At 74.9% G+C, this 16,245-nt stretch carries 13 protein-coding genes; 9 read left to right on the top strand and 4 right to left on the bottom strand.

Translation table 11 applies throughout. From position 1 onward, the window contains the following. Window positions 1–2: 2 nt before the first annotated feature. A complete protein-coding gene (locus ACIBQ8_RS09795; protein WP_397191712.1) occupies window positions 3–611 on the bottom strand; it encodes a helix-turn-helix transcriptional regulator in 609 nt (202 codons plus the stop codon). Window positions 612–869: 258 nt separating this feature from the next. On the opposite strand from ACIBQ8_RS09795, the gene ACIBQ8_RS09790 reads away from it, so the two are divergent. From ACIBQ8_RS09790 to ACIBQ8_RS09780, 3 genes are all read left to right on the top strand, one after another. Then, entirely contained in the window at window positions 870–1,316 is a 447-nt protein-coding gene (locus ACIBQ8_RS09790) for an SDR family NAD(P)-dependent oxidoreductase (RefSeq protein ID WP_397191711.1), read from the top strand. A gap of 35 nt (window positions 1,317–1,351) precedes the next feature. Beyond that, on the top strand, window positions 1,352–2,749 hold the full coding sequence (locus ACIBQ8_RS09785; RefSeq protein ID WP_397175010.1) for a glutamate--cysteine ligase: 1,398 nt from the start codon (window positions 1,352–1,354) through the stop codon (window positions 2,747–2,749). A gap of 64 nt (window positions 2,750–2,813) precedes the next feature. Next, window positions 2,814–3,842: a hypothetical protein gene (locus ACIBQ8_RS09780; RefSeq protein ID WP_397191710.1), complete on the top strand. Its 1,029-nt coding sequence runs from the start codon at window positions 2,814–2,816 to the stop codon at window positions 3,840–3,842. A gap of 59 nt (window positions 3,843–3,901) precedes the next feature. Here the strand turns inward: ACIBQ8_RS09780 and ACIBQ8_RS09775 are convergent, their stop codons facing one another. After that, window positions 3,902–4,621 carry a PaaX family transcriptional regulator C-terminal domain-containing protein gene (locus ACIBQ8_RS09775; protein ID WP_358285340.1) on the bottom strand — a complete coding sequence of 240 codons (720 nt, stop codon included), beginning with the start codon at window positions 4,619–4,621 and terminating at the stop codon, window positions 3,902–3,904. 31 nt (window positions 4,622–4,652) lie between these two features. On the opposite strand from ACIBQ8_RS09775, the gene ACIBQ8_RS09770 reads away from it, so the two are divergent. Together ACIBQ8_RS09770 and ACIBQ8_RS09765 are read left to right on the top strand one after the other, a co-directional pair. Next, entirely contained in the window at window positions 4,653–6,305 is a 1,653-nt protein-coding gene (locus tag ACIBQ8_RS09770) for an acyl-CoA dehydrogenase family protein (RefSeq protein WP_397191709.1), read from the top strand. Between the two features lie 58 nt (window positions 6,306–6,363). Then, entirely contained in the window at window positions 6,364–7,107 is a 744-nt protein-coding gene (locus ACIBQ8_RS09765; protein ID WP_397191708.1) for a crotonase/enoyl-CoA hydratase family protein, read from the top strand. Window positions 7,108–7,131: 24 nt separating this feature from the next. On the opposite strand, the gene ACIBQ8_RS09760 is transcribed toward ACIBQ8_RS09765, so the two are convergent. After that, window positions 7,132–8,106 (bottom strand): helix-turn-helix transcriptional regulator, encoded by a 975-nt coding sequence (locus ACIBQ8_RS09760; protein ID WP_397191707.1) that lies wholly within the window; start codon window positions 8,104–8,106, stop codon window positions 7,132–7,134. 104 nt (window positions 8,107–8,210) lie between these two features. On the opposite strand from ACIBQ8_RS09760, the gene ACIBQ8_RS09755 reads away from it, so the two are divergent. Both ACIBQ8_RS09755 and ACIBQ8_RS09750 read left to right on the top strand, forming a co-directional pair. Then, window positions 8,211–9,335 (top strand): epoxide hydrolase family protein, encoded by a 1,125-nt coding sequence (locus ACIBQ8_RS09755; protein WP_397191706.1) that lies wholly within the window; start codon window positions 8,211–8,213, stop codon window positions 9,333–9,335. Beyond that, on the top strand, window positions 9,332–10,420 hold the full coding sequence (locus tag ACIBQ8_RS09750; protein ID WP_397191705.1) for a winged helix DNA-binding domain-containing protein: 1,089 nt from the start codon (window positions 9,332–9,334) through the stop codon (window positions 10,418–10,420). The genes ACIBQ8_RS09755 and ACIBQ8_RS09750 overlap by 4 nt, the downstream gene beginning before the upstream one ends. A 5-nt stretch (window positions 10,421–10,425) precedes the next feature. On the opposite strand, the gene ACIBQ8_RS09745 is transcribed toward ACIBQ8_RS09750, so the two are convergent. After that, complete coding sequence (locus tag ACIBQ8_RS09745) at window positions 10,426–11,706, bottom strand: FAD-binding oxidoreductase (RefSeq protein WP_397191704.1); 1,281 nt, start codon at window positions 11,704–11,706, stop codon at window positions 10,426–10,428. Window positions 11,707–11,761: 55 nt separating this feature from the next. Between ACIBQ8_RS09745 and ACIBQ8_RS09740 the strand changes: the two genes are divergently transcribed. Then, window positions 11,762–14,956: a BTAD domain-containing putative transcriptional regulator gene (locus ACIBQ8_RS09740; RefSeq protein ID WP_397191703.1), complete on the top strand. Its 3,195-nt coding sequence runs from the start codon at window positions 11,762–11,764 to the stop codon at window positions 14,954–14,956. Window positions 14,957–14,985: 29 nt separating this feature from the next. Next, window positions 14,986–16,227, top strand: coding sequence for a non-homologous end-joining DNA ligase (ligD, locus tag ACIBQ8_RS09735; RefSeq protein WP_397191702.1), 1,242 nt, complete (start codon window positions 14,986–14,988; stop codon window positions 16,225–16,227). Window positions 16,228–16,245 lie beyond the last annotated feature (18 nt).

The following is a 16,245-nucleotide window of genomic DNA, read 5'->3' as shown; positions in this document are numbered from 1 at the left end:
GCTTAGAGTGAGTCGCCGCAGGTCGCGCAAGACCCGGTGGGAGGGCGAGCCGGGTTCGGTGGTGTAGAGCACCAGCCGCAGGTCGTCGCGGTCGGGCACCGCGAGCACCTGGCAGATGGCGCGGCCACGCGCAGGTCGGCGACCGAGGCGCGGGCGAAGCGGCTCTTCTTCTCCTCGTCGGACAGGTGCTCGGCGATGCCGGGCGACCTGAACACCCAGCGGATCACGTTGCGCCCGTCGGGCGGCAGGGAGTCCAGGTCGCCCATGAGCATGTTGGCGAGCGGGTTCCAGGCGCGCAGGTCGTAGCGGGCGTCCAGGACGTAGGCGGGGACGTCCTCCAGGAAGGCCAGCAGGTGCAGGATGCCCGCGGGCACGTCCTCCCTGATCCGGGGCGTCTCCAGCACCTGGCCGGCCAGCCGGAACAGGTGGGCGCGCTCGTCCTGGTCCAGCATGAGCGCCCGGCCGAGCGCGCCGAGCACCTGCCGCGACGGGTGCGGGCCCCGGCCCTGCTCCAGCCGGATGTAGTAGTCGATCGACATCCCGGCGAGCTGGGCCACCTCCTGGCGGCGCAGGCCGGGCGTGCGGCGCCGCCCGCCGCCGGGCAGGCCCACCTCGGACGGGGTGACGCGGGCGCGCGAAGGTGGTACCGCCGATCCCAGCTTCCGCGGGTCTCTCCCGTCCCCCCTCCGGCCCGGGAGAAAGTCGGGCCATGACGACGACTGCCCTGATCACGGGCGCCAACAAGGGGATCGGCCACGAGATCGCGCGGCTGCTGACGGACGGGGGATCACCGCGATCGTGGGGGCCCGCGACGAGGGGCGCCGGCGGGCCGCCGGCGGGCCGCCGCCGGGCGGCTGGGCCTGCTGTACGTGCGGATCGACGTGACGGACGAGGAGAGCGTGGCCGCCGCCGCCAAGTGGATCGAGGCCGAGTACGGCTCGCTCGACATCCTGGTCAACAACGCGGGCGTCGCCGGCGGGCTGGACGGGGGCCTCCTGAGCGCCGTCACCGCGCGGGAGCCGCGGGAGGTCTACGAGACGAACGTGTTCGGCGTGGTCACCGTGACCAACGCCATGCTGCCGCTGCTGCGCAGGTCGCCGGCCGGCCGGATCGTGAACATGTCCAGCGAGCTGGGCTCGATCAGCCTGGCCCGCACCCCGGACAGCCCGTTCTGGGACCTCAACTTCGCCGCCTACGCCCACACCGGCTTCCGCACCGCCGAGCAGGGCGCGGCCATCGCCGTACGGCTGGCCACCCTGGACGCCGACGGCCCGACCGGCGCCTACCTGGAGGACGGCGGGCCGATCGGCTGGTGAGGTGTGGACACTTGCGTACTGGACAGAAGGGGGCGATGGGACGAGATCTGGACAAAGAGCGGTTCTCCGAGGCGGAGTACGCGCGCTTCGGAGAACGCATCCGGCAGCAGCTCGGCACTCTTCGCGAGCTGCTCGAAACCCCTGGCTTCGGCCAGGGGCCGGCCACCATCGGGGCCGAGCTGGAGCTGTTCCTCATCGACGAGCAAGGACGGCCGCTGCCGCGCAACGACGAGGTGCGGGACAAGCTCGGCGACCCGCGCGTCGTGCTCGAACTGGGCCGCTTCAACATCGAGGTCAACCTCACCCCGATGCCGCTGGCCGGCGCGCCCTTCGAGCGCATGGGGGCCGAGATCCAGGAGACGGTGACCAAGGTGGACGCCGCCGTCGAGGACGGCGGCGCCCTGCCGATCGGCATCCTGCCGACGCTGGCCGCCGAGGACTTCACCATCGGCGCGATGAGCGACCAGAACCGCTACCGGGCCATGAGCAGGGGCATCAGGCGGCTGCGGCTGGAGCCGTTCCTCGTCAAGATCGAGGATCTGGAGCTGTCGGTGGAGGACGTGATCCTCGAAAGCGCCAACACCTCCTGGCAGGTGCACATCCGCACGCCGCCCGACCGCTTCGCCCGGCTGTTCAACGCCGCCCAGCTCGCCATCGGGCCGGTGCTGGCCGCGTGCGGCAACTCGCCGTTCTTCCTGGGCAGGCAGTTGTGGGCCGAGACGCGGATCGCGCTGATGGAGGAGGCGGCCGACGACCGCGACGTGGAGCGGCGCGGGCGCAGGGACGGGCGGGTCACGTTCGGCTCGGACTGGGTGCGGGAGGGCGCGCACGAGCTGTTCGAGCGGTACGTCCAGGACTACGAGCCGATCGTGCCCGACCTGTCCGACGACGCCGAGCCGCACGAGGTGCCCGAGCTGCGGCTGCACCAGGGCACGATCTGGCAGTGGAACCGGCCCGTCTACGACCCGGCCGACGGCGGCCACCTGCGAGTCGAGATGCGCGCGCTGCCCGCCGGGCCCTCGTGCGCGGACATGACCGCGAACACCGCGTTCCTGCTGGGGCTGACGTTGTCGCAGGCCGAGCGGGACCTGACCGGCTACCGGTTCGCCGAGGCGTACCAGAACTTCTACCGCGCCGCCCAGGACGGGCTGGAGGCCAAGCTGACCTGGCCGGGGCTGGACGGCGAGTTCGAGGCCGCCGACCTGGTGCTCAGGCTGCTGCCCGAGGCGCGGGCCGCGCTGCTGGCGGCCGGGGTGACCCCGCACGACGCCGATACCGCGCTGGACGTCATCGCCCAGCGCACCCGGCTGCGGCGCACCGGCGCGGTCTGGCAGCGCGAGGCGCTGGCGCGCTTCGGCGGCGACCGGGAACGGCTCGTGCGCCGCTACCGCGAGCTGGCCCTGTCGGGCCTGCCGGTGCACCTGTGGGACTGAACGCCAACAAATGCCGCCGCGCGTCCGTCAAACTACTCCGAGAGACGGACGGAGTGAGGCAGATATGGCGGCGACGGGGATGGTACCGGCCGACAAGGCGCCCTACGCGTTAACGCGGGCCACGGGGACGCTGGCCGCGGGGGCGGCGAAGCTGGCCGGGGAGATCGGCGCGACCGGGGTCGAGGCGCTGCTGGCCCACGCCAACAGGACCGCCGTCCACAAGGGCGCGACGGCGGCGCTGGGCTCCATGCGGCCCCGTCCGGCGGACTGGTACGCCTTCGACGCGAAGGACCAGGACACGGTCGACTGGTACCCGCAGGGCGTGACCTGCGGCGAGGAGTCCGGCGCCATCGGCGTGCCGGTGCTGCTGGTGAGCTGGTACTTCAAGCCGGCGGCGGGCGAGCGGGGGATCAGGGTGTCGTTCCTGAGCCCCCGGACGCTGAAGTACCAGCACGCGCTGCTGGTCGAGGCCAGGCCCGACGGCTCGTACGGGCCGATCGACGTGCACGCGGGCGGCCTGGCCTGCCACGGCGACCTGCTCTACGTCGCCGACACCTACAACGGCCTGCGCGTCTTCGACCTGGGCAACCTGCTCGACCTGCGCACCGCCCAGAGCGACCTGGGCGACCCCGCGCGCATCGGGCGCTCCGGCGGCAGGTTCCACGCCTTCGGCTACCGCTACCTGCTCCCGCAGACCGACTGCTGGAAGCTGGCCCGCGGCGGGCCGCACTTCTCGTTCCTGTCGGTCGACCGCAGTGGCGGCACGCCCGCGCTGGTGTCGGGCGAGTACCGGGAGAACGACCCCGGCGGGTGGGTCGCCCGCTGGAACCTGCCGCTGACCGACGGCACGCCCAAGGACGCCTTCGTCATGGGCCACCCCAAGATCCAGGGCGCGGTCTCGTGGGGCGGCAAGTGGTACCTGAGCCAGGCGGCCGACGCCGTCACCAACGGCAGGCTGCTCGTCCACAGCGGCGACAAGCTGCTGACCAGGCCGTACCCGATCGGGCCTGAGGACCTGACGGTGCGCGGCGGCAAGGTGTGGAGCGTCACCGAGTTCAGGAACAAGCGCATCGTCTTCGGCGTCGAGCTCTGATTCAGGAGGGCTCTGATTCAGGAGGGCTCAGCTTCAGGAGGGCTCAGCTTCAGGAGGGCTCAGCCCTCCATGTGCGCGCGCAGGACCTCGCGGTAGCGGCGGTCGAAGGCGTCGTAGCGGGCCCGCAGGGCGGCTCCCGGCCAGCCGGCGGGCAGCAGCTCGGCGGGCAGCAGCGGGTCGGCCAGGAGGTGGCGCAGCACGGCGGCCGAGACCAGGAAGCCCTCGGCGAGCCCGTCGGCCCGGTCGAGCGCCCGCTCCAGGCGGCCCGCCTCGGCCGCCCAGCCGTCGAGGTCCCACAGCAGCGGGGTGGGGTCGCCGTGCGGGCGGCCGTCGATCAAAGTGCACTGCGCGGTGACGGTCTCGGGCCACTCACGCACCAGGTTGGCCGGACGCAGCCAGGTGCCCTCGCGCAGCTCGCCCATGCGCAGCGCGGACATCGTGTGCCGGAACGCGGCGCGGTCGGCCGGGGCGCGCCGCTCGGCGGTGACCACCGCCACCTCCCACGTGCCGTCCCACGGCCTGGTGTGCGGGTCGCGGCTCTCGTCCTGCCGGGCCTGGCGCTCGACGAGCCGCTCGGACAGCGTGTAGCGGCCGCCCTGCTGGGTCAGGTCGCCGGCCGCCACCATGCGCGACAGCGCCACCCGGACCGTGCCCTCGGCGATGCCGAACAGCGCGCCGATGCGCACGAGGTGGCGGGCGGGCAGGCGGGGCGGGTGGCTGCCGAGCAGCGCGCTCAGCACCGCCGACCGGGCGCTGAGTGAGGTGTTACGGTCTTCCATCGCGTGTTGATTATATGTAACACTCGCGAGTATGGGCCGGTATCTCATCGAACCTTTCGACCACAGCGACCGCTACGCCACCGAGCGCTACCAGGGAGCGGCCGGGCGCAACTGGTGGACCTGCGACCCCACGCTGCGCCTGCTCATGCGGCGCCACCTCGGCGACGGCTTCGCCTGGGCCGAGCCGCACCTCGAACGGCTCGGCGCGCTGATGGGCGGCCTGGTCGCCGAATGCGCCGAGGAGACCGACCGCAACCCGCCCCGCCTGGAGAAGTACGACAAGTGGGGCAGGGACGTCAGCCGGGTCGTCATGCCGCCGTCCTTCCAGACCGCCCGCGCGGCGCTCATGGCGGACAACTTCACCTCGCCGTCCTTCGCGGAGGAGGCGCGGGCGAACGGGGCGGACCCGTCGGCGCTGGCGGCGGCCTGGACGTACCTGCTCGACCAGGCCGACATCGGGATGGGCTGCGCGCTCGGCACCGGCGGGGACATGGTGGTCTCGCTGGCCGAGAAGTACGCGCCGCCGGACGTGCGCGACCGGGTCCGGGAGATCTTCGCCGACGGCTACTACTCCGGCGAGGCCGCTCAGATGTTCACCGAACGCACCGGCGGCTCCGACCTGGCCGCCCTGGAGGCGTGGGCCGAGCCCGACGGGGAGGCGTGGCGGCTGACCGGGTTCAAGTGGTTCGCCTCCAACGCCAACGGCTCGGCGTTCGTGGTGCTCGCCCGCACGCCCGACGGGTCCGTGGCGCCGTTCCTGGCGCTGTGGGAGCGGCGCGACGGCTCGCGCAACGCGGTGCGCATCCGCCGGCTGAAGGACAAGCTGGGCACCCGCTCGGTCGCCTCGGCCGAGGTCGAGTTCACCGGGGCCGAGGCGTTCCTGCTGGCCGGCCAGGGCTCCGGCTCCGGGCTCGGGACGATGATGAAGCTCACCAACGCCTCCCGGCTGGGCGTGGCCATGATGGGCGTCGGCGTGGCCAGGCGGGCCCTGGTCGAGTCGATCTGCTACGCCCGCTCCCGCGAGGCGTTCGGCCGCCCGCTCATCGAGCAGCCCCTGATGCGCCGCAAGCTGGCCGAGCTGATCGTCGAGGTCGAGGCCGCCCAGGCGATGGTGTTCGACGGCCTGGTCGGCCCCCGGCTGCGGCTCGGGCCCGCGCTGATCAAGCTGCGCGCCGCCCGGCTCGGCCTGACGGCGGCCAGCGACGCGATCGAGGTGCACGGCGGCAACGGCTACATCGAGCAGTGGCCGGTGGCCAGGCTGCTGCGCGACGCCCAGGTCAACCCGATCTGGGAGGGCGGCGACAACATCCTGTGCCTGGACGTGCGCCGCGCCGTGCTCCGCGAGGAGGCCCACGTGCCGTTCCTGGCCCGGCTGCGCGCCCTGGCCACCTCCGACCTGGTGAACGCCCGCATCGACGACCTGTCCAAGGCCGTCGCCGCCTGGCACGGGCTCGACCCGGCGCTCGCCGAGGAACGCCTCTATCCGCTGGCCCAGTTCATGGCCGACGTCTACGCCGCCGCCCTGCTGGAGGACCAGGCCGGCTGGGGCCTCGACGACGGGCGCAAGGCCCTGGTCGCCCGCCTGTACGCCGAGGCGCACCTGGCCGAGCGCGGCCCGCTGCGCGGCATCGACGCCCCGGCCGCCGACCACTTCGACGCGTTGCTGGCCGGGGCCCTGGCCTGAGGGTACGCTCGGCAGGTTTCCCCGAGGCGAAGCCGCACGTCCCCCGGAGGAGGGTCGCATGACCGTACGCGTCGAGCGCGAGGGGCCCGTCACCACCGTCGTCATCAGCAGGCCGGAGGCGCGCAACGCGGTGGACAGGAAGACCGCCGACGCGCTCACGGACGCCTTCGCCGGCTTCGAGCGCTCCGACGCGGACGTGGCGGTGTTGTGGGGCGAGGGCGGCACGTTCTGCGCCGGGGCCGACCTCAAGGCGCTGGACAACCACGTCGGCGAGGACGGCGACGGCCCCATGGGGCCCACCAGGATGCGCCTGTCCAAGCCGGTGATCGCGGCCGTCGCCGGGCACGCCGTGGCCGGCGGGCTGGAGCTCGCCCTCTGGTGCGACCTGCGGGTGGCCGAGGAGGACGCGGTGTTCGGCGTCTTCTGCCGCCGCTGGGGCGTGCCGCTGATCGACGGCGGCACGGTGCGGCTGCCCCGGCTCGTCGGCGCCTCCCGCGCCATGGACATGATCCTCACCGGCCGCGCGGTGAGCGCCCCGGAGGCCCGTGACATGGGCCTGGTCAACCGCCTGGTGCCCACCGGCACGGCCCGGCGGCACGCCGAGGAGCTGGCCGCGCGGATCGCCGCGTTCCCGCAGGCGTGCCTGCGCGGCGACCGCATGTCGCTGCTGGAGCAGCACGGCCTGCCCGAGGACGAGGCCATGCGCAACGAGCTGCGCCACGGCCTGGTCTCGCTGCCGGACGCGGCGGAGGGCGCCGCCAGGTTCGCCGCCGGCGCGGGCCGCCACGGCGACTCCGCCTGACCGGGCGTCGTCGGGAGGGGCCGGCTAACCGGGGGTCCGGTCGGCGGCGTCGATGGCGCGCTGGTAGCGGCTCGTCAGCGTGCGCAGGGCGGCCACCAGCTCCGGCGAGCCCTCGACGGTGAAGTCCGCGCCCAGCAGGCCCAGGTGGAGGGCGAGCATCTCCGGGTGGTCCGAGCCCGGCTCGAACACGCACCGGTCCTCGCCCAGCGGCTGCACGTCCACCGGGATCGGCAGCCGGTCGCGCACGTGCGAGGCGGGCGCGTGCACGATGACCCGCGCGCGGTAGCGCCAGGTCGCCTCGCCGGCTCCGCGGGCCACCCGCGCCGTGATCTCGTGGTCGGGCGGCAGCTCGCGGGGTTTGAAGCGCGGTCCCGACGGCGTCCGCGGGTCGATCCGGTCGACCCGGAAGGTGCGCCAGTCGTCCCGGTCGACGTCCCAGGCCACCAGGTACCAGCGCCGCCGGTCGTGCACCAGGCGGTACGGCTCCACCGAGCGCCTGGTGGCCGCCCCGGAATGCGCCCGATAGTCGAACCGCAGCCGCTCATGGTCGCGGCACGCGCTCGCGATCACGGTCAGCACGTCGGGATCCACCTGCGAGCCGCGCGACGGCATCGGCAGCGCGGACGCCTGGAAGGCGCTCACCCGGTGACGCAGCCGCGCGGGCAGCACCTGCTGCAGCTTGGCCAGCGCCCGCATCGAGGTCTCCTCGATCCCCGCGATCGACCCGCTCGCGGCGGTGCGCAGGCCGATCGCGACCGCCACCGCCTCGTCGTCGTCCAGCAGCAGCGGCGGCAGGACGCCGTCCGAGCCGAGCCGGTAGCCGCCGGCCACGCCCGGCCGCGCGTCGACCGGGTAGCCGAGGGCGCGCAACCGGCCGACGTCGTTGCGGACCGTGCGGGTGGTGACGCCGAGCCGGGCGGCCAGCTCGGCGCTCGTCCAGTCGCGCCTGGCCTGGAACAGGGACAGCAGGCGCAGCAGCCGCGCCGAGGTCTCCAGCATTCTTCGATCCTGCCGACAATCTAGGAACGAACCTTTCCGCGAATGTTCCTAGTGTTCCCGGCGTGAGCGCAAGAGCACTCACGCCGCTGACAAGGAGAAGCGCCGTGCGCGACGACATCCAGCCCTTCCGCGTCGAGATCCTCCAGGCCGACGTCGATCACCTGCGCGACCGGCTCGCCCACGCCCGCTGGCCCGGCGAGCTGCCCGGCGTGGAATGGACCCGCGGCGTGCCGCTCGGCCACCTGAAGGAGCTGGCCGGCTACTGGCGGACGCAGTACGACTGGCGCGCCCAGGAGGCCCGGCTCAACCGGTACCCGCAGTTCACCACCGAGATCGACGGCCAGCGCGTGCACTTCCTGCACGTCAGGTCCGACCGGCCGGACGCCACGCCGCTGCTGATCACCCACGGCTACCCGAGCTCCGTCGCCGAGTTCCTGCACCTGATCGAGCCGCTGGTCGACCCGGCGGAGGGCCCGGCGTTCCACGTCGTCGCGCCGTCGCTGCCCGGCTACGCCTTCTCCACCCCGCTGGGCGGGACCGGCTGGACGATGGGCCGCACCGCACGCGCCTGGGCCGAGCTGATGGGCCGCCTCGGCTACCGGCGGTACGGCGTGCACGGCGGCGACGTCGGCGCGGGCGTGTCCGGCCTGCTCGCCGGCCTCGACGGCGAGCACGTCGTCGGCGTGCACGTGGTGACCGACCCGTTCACCGCCGCGAGCGTCGCCACCTTCATGCCGGGGAGCGCCGACCGGCTCGACGCCGACGACCCGGTCGACAAGCTGATCCTGAGCCGGATGGACGCCTTCCGGAAGGAGGGCTCCGGCTACCTGGCGATCCAGAACAGCCGCCCGCAGACCATCGGCTACGGCCTGGCCGACTCGCCGCTGCTGCAGCTCGCCTGGATCGCCGAGAAGGTCCACGAGTGGACCGACCTGCCGGTCGACCGCGACCAGCTGCTCACCACGGTCAGCCTGTACTGGTTCACCGGCTCCGGCGCCTCGGCCGCGCACACCCTGTACGAGCAGGCCCACTCCGCCGACTGGGGCGCGCCGCCCGCCGTGCCGCAGGGGTTCGCGGTCTTCGGCGCCGACGAGACGGTGCGCAGGCTGGTGCCCGCGCCGGCCGGCGCCCACTGGAGCGAGTTCGAGCGCGGCAGGCACTTCCCCGCGATGGAGGCCCCCGCCCTGCTGGCGGCCGACCTGCGGGCCTTCTTCGGGCCGCTGCGATGAGCGACGTGCTGAGCCGGCGTCGCCTCAACCGGGCCACGCTGGCCCGCCAGTACCTGCTGGAACGCGCGCCGGGCCGGGCGATCGACGCGATCGAGCACCTGGGCGGCATGCAGTCCCAGGCGCCGCTGGCCCCGTACGTGGGGCTGTGGACCCGGCTGCGGGGCTTCGAGCCGGGTGAGCTGTCGGCGCTGACCGAGCGGCGCCAGGTGGTGCGGCTGCACCTGATGCGCAACACCGTGCACCTCGTCAGCGCGCGCGACTGCCTGGGCTGGCGCGCGCTGTTCCACCCGCTGCACGCCGCCGGCTTCCGCGCCCACTTCCGCGCGCACTTCCCTCACGGCCTCGGCGACGCGGACCGCGAGGCGCTGCTCGAACAGGCCGGGCGGCTGCTGGCGGAGCGGCCGCGCACCCGCGGCGAGCTCGGCAGGCTGCTCGCGCGGAGCCGGCCGGGCGCCGACCCGAGCGCGCTGGCCCACGCGGTCACGCATCACCTCGCGCTGTGCCAGGTGCCGCCGCGGGGCGTCTGGGGCGGCGCCGGCCCCGCCGCGTGGACGCCCGTGGAGAGCTGGCTCGGCGCGCCGCTGCGCCCGGTCCCGGTGGACGCGCTCGTGCTGCGCTACCTCGGCGCGTTCGGCCCGGCGAGCGTCGCGGACGTCCAGCTGTGGTCCGGGCTGACCCGCCTGCGCGAGGTGGTGGAGCGGCTGCCCCTGCGGGTGTTCCGCGGGGAGGAGCGGCAGGTGCTGTACGACCTGCCCGACGCGCCCCGCCCGGCCGAGGACGTGCCCGCTCCGCCCAGATTCCTCCCCGAATACGACAATCTGCTGCTGTCACACAAGGACCGCACCCGGGTGATCCCCGGCAACCGCCCCGTCCCGCTCCCCCCGGGCAACGGCGCGACCACCGGCACCTTCCTGGTCGACGGCATGTGGCAGGGCACCTGGCGGATCCGGGACCGGACACTGCGCGTCCGGCCGTTCACCCCCCTGCGCCGCACGGATCGCGACGCCCTGCTGACCGAGGCCGCCCGGTTGTGCGCCTTCCTCGATCCCCGGGCGACGTACGACCTGGTCCTCGACGAACCGTAGGCCCGTCAGCCGAGCACCGGGAAGTTGGACCTGATGACGCTCAGCGGGTCGCGGGCCCGCTTGAGGTCGCGCAGCCGGGCCAGCGTCTCGGGCGAGAACGCCGCCGCCGCCTGCTCCCCGCCGTGCAGCATCGTGAACGGACGCCGCCCCGTGCTGAACGGCACCAGCGACTTGCCGAGCCGCTCCATCCGCTCCGACACCTCCGGCGACGGCAGGCCCAGCGCGTGCACCAGGTACGGCTCCGCCAGCCGCTCCACCGCGCCCCCGCCCGCGACCGGCCTGGCCACGGCCCCGCCCAGGTGCCGGACCTGCACCGCCAGCAGCGGCTCGATCGGCTCGCCGGCCAGCACGCCGGCGACCTCGTCGTCCAGCCTGGTCAGCAGCTCGGTGTGGCCCACGCCAGGGCTCGGGTCGACCGGCTCGTCGCAGATCGAGGCCAGCTCGGCCACCGGCAGCCGCCGCCTGGTGTCGGCGATCGCCCCGCCCACCGCCTCGAACGGCCGCAGCAGCGTCCCGGGGTCGGCCCCGAGGTAGGTGCAGTCGGCCATGACGAAGCCGGGGGCGCCGGGCGGCGTCAGGAGCTGGAACCACACCGACAGCTCCTCCGGCGCGCCGGCGGTGACCTCGCGGAAGGCCGCCATGACCTGCTCGGCGCGGTCGGCCGGCCAGATGATCCGGCCGCCGTACAGGACGGGCGCGGGGTGCAGGTCGAACTCCAGCGCCGTCACGATCGCGAAGTCGCCGCCGCCGCCGCGCAGGGCCCAGAACAGCTCGGGGTCGCGCTCGGCGGTCACCCTGACCCGGCCGCCGTCGGCGTCCACGGCCTCGACGGCGCGCACGCTGTCGGCGGCGAAGCCGTACTTGCGGCTGAACCAGCTCAGGCCGCCGCCCAGGGTGTAACCGGTCACGCTCACCACCGGCGAGCTGCCCGCCAGGCCGGTCAGCCCGAGCGGGCTCGCGGCCGCCAGCACCTCGCCCCACTTCACGCCCGCGCCGACGCGCGCCACGCCGTCGCGGATCTCCACCCCGCCCAGCCGGCCGGTACGCAGCAGGATCGTCCCCTCGGTGTCGCCCGACGCGCCGTGGCCGCTCGGCTGCGCGGTGACCGCCAGGCCGTGCAGGCGGGCGTAGCCGATCACCGCGGCCACGTCGTCGGCGTCGGCCGCCTCGACCACCGCGCGCACCGGCTGGTCCACCGCCACGTTCCAGGGCCGTCGCGCCTGGTCGAAGCCGTCGTCGCCGGGGAGCAGCACCGGGCCGGCCGTCATGTTCCTCAGTTCGTTCATGTGATCGATGATGTGTCAGCCCACTTGCGTGGGAATTGGGGTTGACTTGAGGTCTGTGGACTTCCGACTTTTCGGGCCGCTTGAGGTCGACGACGCCGACGGCGTCCGTCTCGACCCCGGCACCCGCAAGCAGCGCGCGGTGCTGGCCATGCTGGCGCTGGAACCGGGCCGCGTCGTGCCGCTCGACCGGCTGATCGACGAGCTGTGGGCGGGCGAGGCTCCGGCCAGGGCCACCGCCACGCTCCAGGCGTACGTGTCGCACCTGCGGCGGGTGCTCGAACCCGGACGCAGGCCGCGCACGCCGCCCCGGGTGCTGCTCACCCGCGAGCCCGGCTACCTGCTGGACATCGCGCCCGGCCAGACGGACGTCGCCCGCTTCGCCTCCTGGACGGCCGACGGCGCCCGGCTGGTGCGGCAGGGACGGCACCGCGAGGCGGCGCGGGTGCTCGACCGGGCGCTCGCCCTGTGGCGCGGCGAGCCGCTGGCCGAGTTCCCCGGTCTCGCGCCCGAGGTGCCGGCCCGGCTGGAACGGCTGCGGCTGGCGGCCGAGGAGGACCGGCTGGAGGCGCGGCTGGAGCTGGGCGAGGCCACCGTGCCCGACCTGGAGGCGCTGGCCGAGGCGCATCCGTACCGGGAGCGGGCGTGGCGGCTGCTGGTGCTCGGCCTCTACCGGGCGGGCCGGCAGGCCGACGCGCTGGCCGCCCTGCGCCGGGTGCGCGGCCTGCTGGCCGGACGGCTGGGCATCGAGCCGGGACCCGAGCTCAGACGTCTGGAACAGGCCGTCTTCGACCAGTCCCCGGCCCTGGACGCCCCCGGCGCGACGACCGCCCGCCCGGCGGCGGCGGACCGGGGAACGGACAATGACGCGGCGCCCCCGCCTGCGGCGGGCCGGGCCGCGGGGGAGCGGCTGGTGGGCCGGGAGGCGGAGCTGCGGACCCTGGAGGAGCTGCTGGGCGCCGCGCGGGCCGGGCGGGGCGGGCTGGCGCTGGTCACCGGCGAGCCCGGCATCGGCAAGACCAGCCTGGCCAGGGCCGCCGCCGACCTGGCCGCCGCCCGCGGGTTCCGGGTGGAGTGGGGCAGGTGCCTGGACGACGCCACGGCCCCGGCGTTCTGGCCGTGGACGCGCGCCGGCATGATCCCGCCGTCGCCGCACGCCGAGCTGTTCGACCTCTACGACGCCGTGCTCGACTCGCTGCGCGGCGGCCCGCTGCTGCTGGTGCTGGAGGACCTGCACTGGGCCGACGCCTCCTCGCTGAAGCTGCTCGGCCACGTCGCCGGCGAGCTGGCGGGCACGTCCGCCCTGGTGCTGGCCACCCTCAGGCCCGAGCCGGACGGCCACCCGGCCCAGCTCCGCGAGACCCTGGCCGCCCTGTCCAGGGAGGGCCGCAGGCTGCCGCTCGCGCCCTTCGACGCCGACGGGGTGCGCGACTTCCTGCGCCTGCGCGAGGTGAGCGCCGACGCGGAAGAGCTGCTCGACCGCTCCGGCGGCAACCCGTTCTACCTCACCGAGCTGCTGCGGCTGCCCGAACGCGAACGCCATCTCGTGCCGCCTGGCGCCCGCGACGTGATCGACCGCAGGCTCGCCAGGCTGCCCGCACCGACGCTGGACCTGCTCAGGGCCGCCGCCGTCGCGGGCCGCGAGGTCGAGGTGGACCTGCTGGCCGCGCTCGCCGAGCAGCCGGTCGAGGACGTCATGACCGGCCTGGAGCCGGCCCTGGCCGCCGGGCTGCTGACCGAGGCCGGCGGCTACCGCTTCTCGCACGCCCTCGTCCGCCAGGCCCTGGACGCCGGCCTGACCACGCTCGCCCGCGCCCGGCTGCACCTGCGCGCCGGCCTGCACCTGGAGAGCGTGCCCGGCGCCGACCCGGCGCTGCTGGCCGGGCACTTCGCCGCGGCGGCCAGGCTGGGCGGCGCGCCCAAGGCCGTCACGCACGCCTGCCGGGCCGCCGCCCAGGCCGCCGCCCGGCACGGCTACCAGGAGGCCGTCGAGCTGTGGGAGCTGGCGCTCGCCCACCTCCCGCCCGGCGACTCGCCGCGGCGCTGCCGGCTGCTCACCGAGCTGGGCCGGGCCCGCCGCAGCCTGGGCGACGCCGCCGGCGCCCACCGCGACCTGGACGAGGCCGTCGCCCAGGCCCAGCGGCTCGGCGACCGGGACGCGCTGGTGGCCGCCGTCTCGGTGTTCGGCGGGTTGTCGGTGTGGAACTGGCGGCCGTACGGCGTCGTGGACGAGACGATGGTCGCGGTGCTGGAGGACCTGCTCGCCGGCGGCCCGGACCCGGCGTCCAGGGCGGCGCTGCTCGGCACGCTCGGCATCGAGCTGCACTACGGCCCGCGCCGCGCGGAGGGCGAGCGGCTGGCGCTGGAGGCCGTCGAGCTGGCCCGCGGCCTGGACGACCCGATGCTGCTGGCCAGGGCGCTGAACAACTACCTGATCGCCGGGTTCGTCCCGGGCCGCAACGACGTGCGGCGCAGGGCGGCCGAGGAGATGCTGGCCGTGCCCGGCCTGCCCAGGGAGGCCCGGCTGGTCGGGCGCGTCCTGCGCATGTCGTGCCTGCTGCGCGCCGGCGACCTGGCCGAGTGGGCCAGGGACCTGGACCGCTGCGAGCAGCTCCTGCACGAGGTGGCCCGGCCCGAGCTGGAGGCCATGGTCCGCGTCTCCCAGACCGCCGCGCACACCCTGCACGCCCGCTGGGACGAGGCCGAGGCCCTGCTCGGCCGCTTCCCCGGCTTGGCGTTCGGCGGCAGCCTGTGGGGGATCGAGGCGCGCCGCCTGGCCACCCTCTACACCTGCAGGCGCGGCCGGGGCCGGGGCGCGGAGCTGCTGGAGGAGCTGGTGGCGGTGGGGGAGCGGCCGCTGATGAGCCCGGTGCGCCCGCTGGCCGTGCTCGCCGCGCTGGAGGCCGGGCGGCCGGAGCTGGCCCGGGAGCTGATCGGCCGGTGGGGGGTGGAGCTGCGCGAGGACTGGGCCGCGGACTTCCTGCACCCCGTCTGGGGGCTGGTGGCCGCCCGCCTCGGCACGCCCGACCCCGCCGAGCTGTACGAACGGCTGCTGCCCAGCGCCGGGCAGCTCATCGTCATGGGCATGGGCAGCGCCGCCTGGGGCTCTGTGCACGACGTGCTGGCCGAGCTGGCCCTGCGGCTCGGCCGCGGACGGCAGGCGCGCGAGCACAACCAGGCCGCCGTCGAGCTGCACCGGCGGCTCGGGCTGACCTACTGGGAGGCGCGCAGCCGGGGGTGGCGTCCCGGCTGACTGTCGGACCCGCCGCGTATCGTGATCTCATGCCTGACATCGAGGTCGCGGGCCGTTCCGTCCGCGTCACCAGCCCCGACAAGGTGGTCTTCCCGCGGTCCGGCCACACCAAGCTCGACCTGATCCGGTTCTACCAGGCGGTCGGCGAGGCGGCGCTGCGCGGCGTGCACGGGCGGCCGATGGTGCTCAAGCGGTTCGTCCACGGCATCGAGCAGGAGGCGTTCTTCCAGAAGCGCGCGCCGGCCAAGCGGCCCGACTGGATCGAGGTGGCCGAGCTGCGCTACCGGTCCGGGCTGAGCGCCGAAGAGGTGGTCTGCACCGATCTGGCGCAGTTGCTCTGGGTGGTCAACCTCGGGTGCGTCGACCTCAACCCCCATCCGGTCCGCGCCGACGACCTGGCCAGGCCCGACGAGCTGCGCATCGACCTCGACCCCGTCCCGGGCGTCGAATGGGCCGACGTGCTGGCGACGGCGCAGGTGGCGCGCGAGGTGCTGGCCGACCACGGGCTGGTCGCCTGGCCCAAGACGTCCGGGTCGCGGGGCTTCCATGTCTACGCCCGCATCGACCGGCGGTGGTCGTTCGCCCAGGTGCGCAAGGCGGCCGAGACCGTGGCGCGCGAGGTCGAGCGGCGGGCCCCCGACCTGGCGACCAGCCGGTGGTGGAAGGAGGAGCGCCACGGCGTGTTCGTCGACTTCAACCAGAACGCCTACGACCGCACGGTGGCCTCGGCGTACTCGGTGCGGGCGGTGCCCGACGCCCGCGTGTCCACCCCGCTGAGCTGGGAGGAGGTGCCCGGCTGCCGGCCAGAGGAGTTCACCGTCGACAGCGTGCCGAAGCGGCTGGCCGAGCTCGGCGACCCGTGGGAGGACATGGATCTCCACCCCGGCTCGCTCGACGGCCTGCTGGAGCTGGCCGAGGAGCTCGGGCCCGCGCCCAAGCCGCCCAAGGGCAGCGGGCGCAGGCAGCAGACCATGCCGGTCATCGAGATCGCCAGGGCCCAGCACAAGGAGGAGGCCCTTGCCGGGCTCGACCGCTGGAAGGCCCGCCACCCCGGGGTCGCGGCCCTGCTGGAGCCCGCCGACGTGCTGGTCGACGGCATGCGCGGGCGCAGCAGCGTGTGGTACCGGATCCGGGTCAACCTCCAGCACGTGCCGGAGGGCGAGCGGCCGGCGCAGGAGCCGCTGGAGGTCGACTACGACCCCTGGCACGGCGTGGGCGGCCCCCCAGCGGGCGGCCCCTCAGCGGGCGGCCCCTCAGCGGGCGGCTCCTGACCGGTCCGGCCGGGGCCC

The sequence above is a fragment of the Nonomuraea sp. NPDC049646 genome (genome assembly GCF_044465525.1).
Taxonomy (GTDB): Bacteria; Actinomycetota; Actinomycetes; order Streptosporangiales; family Streptosporangiaceae; genus Nonomuraea.
This window is presented reverse-complemented; position numbering and strand designations above follow the sequence as displayed.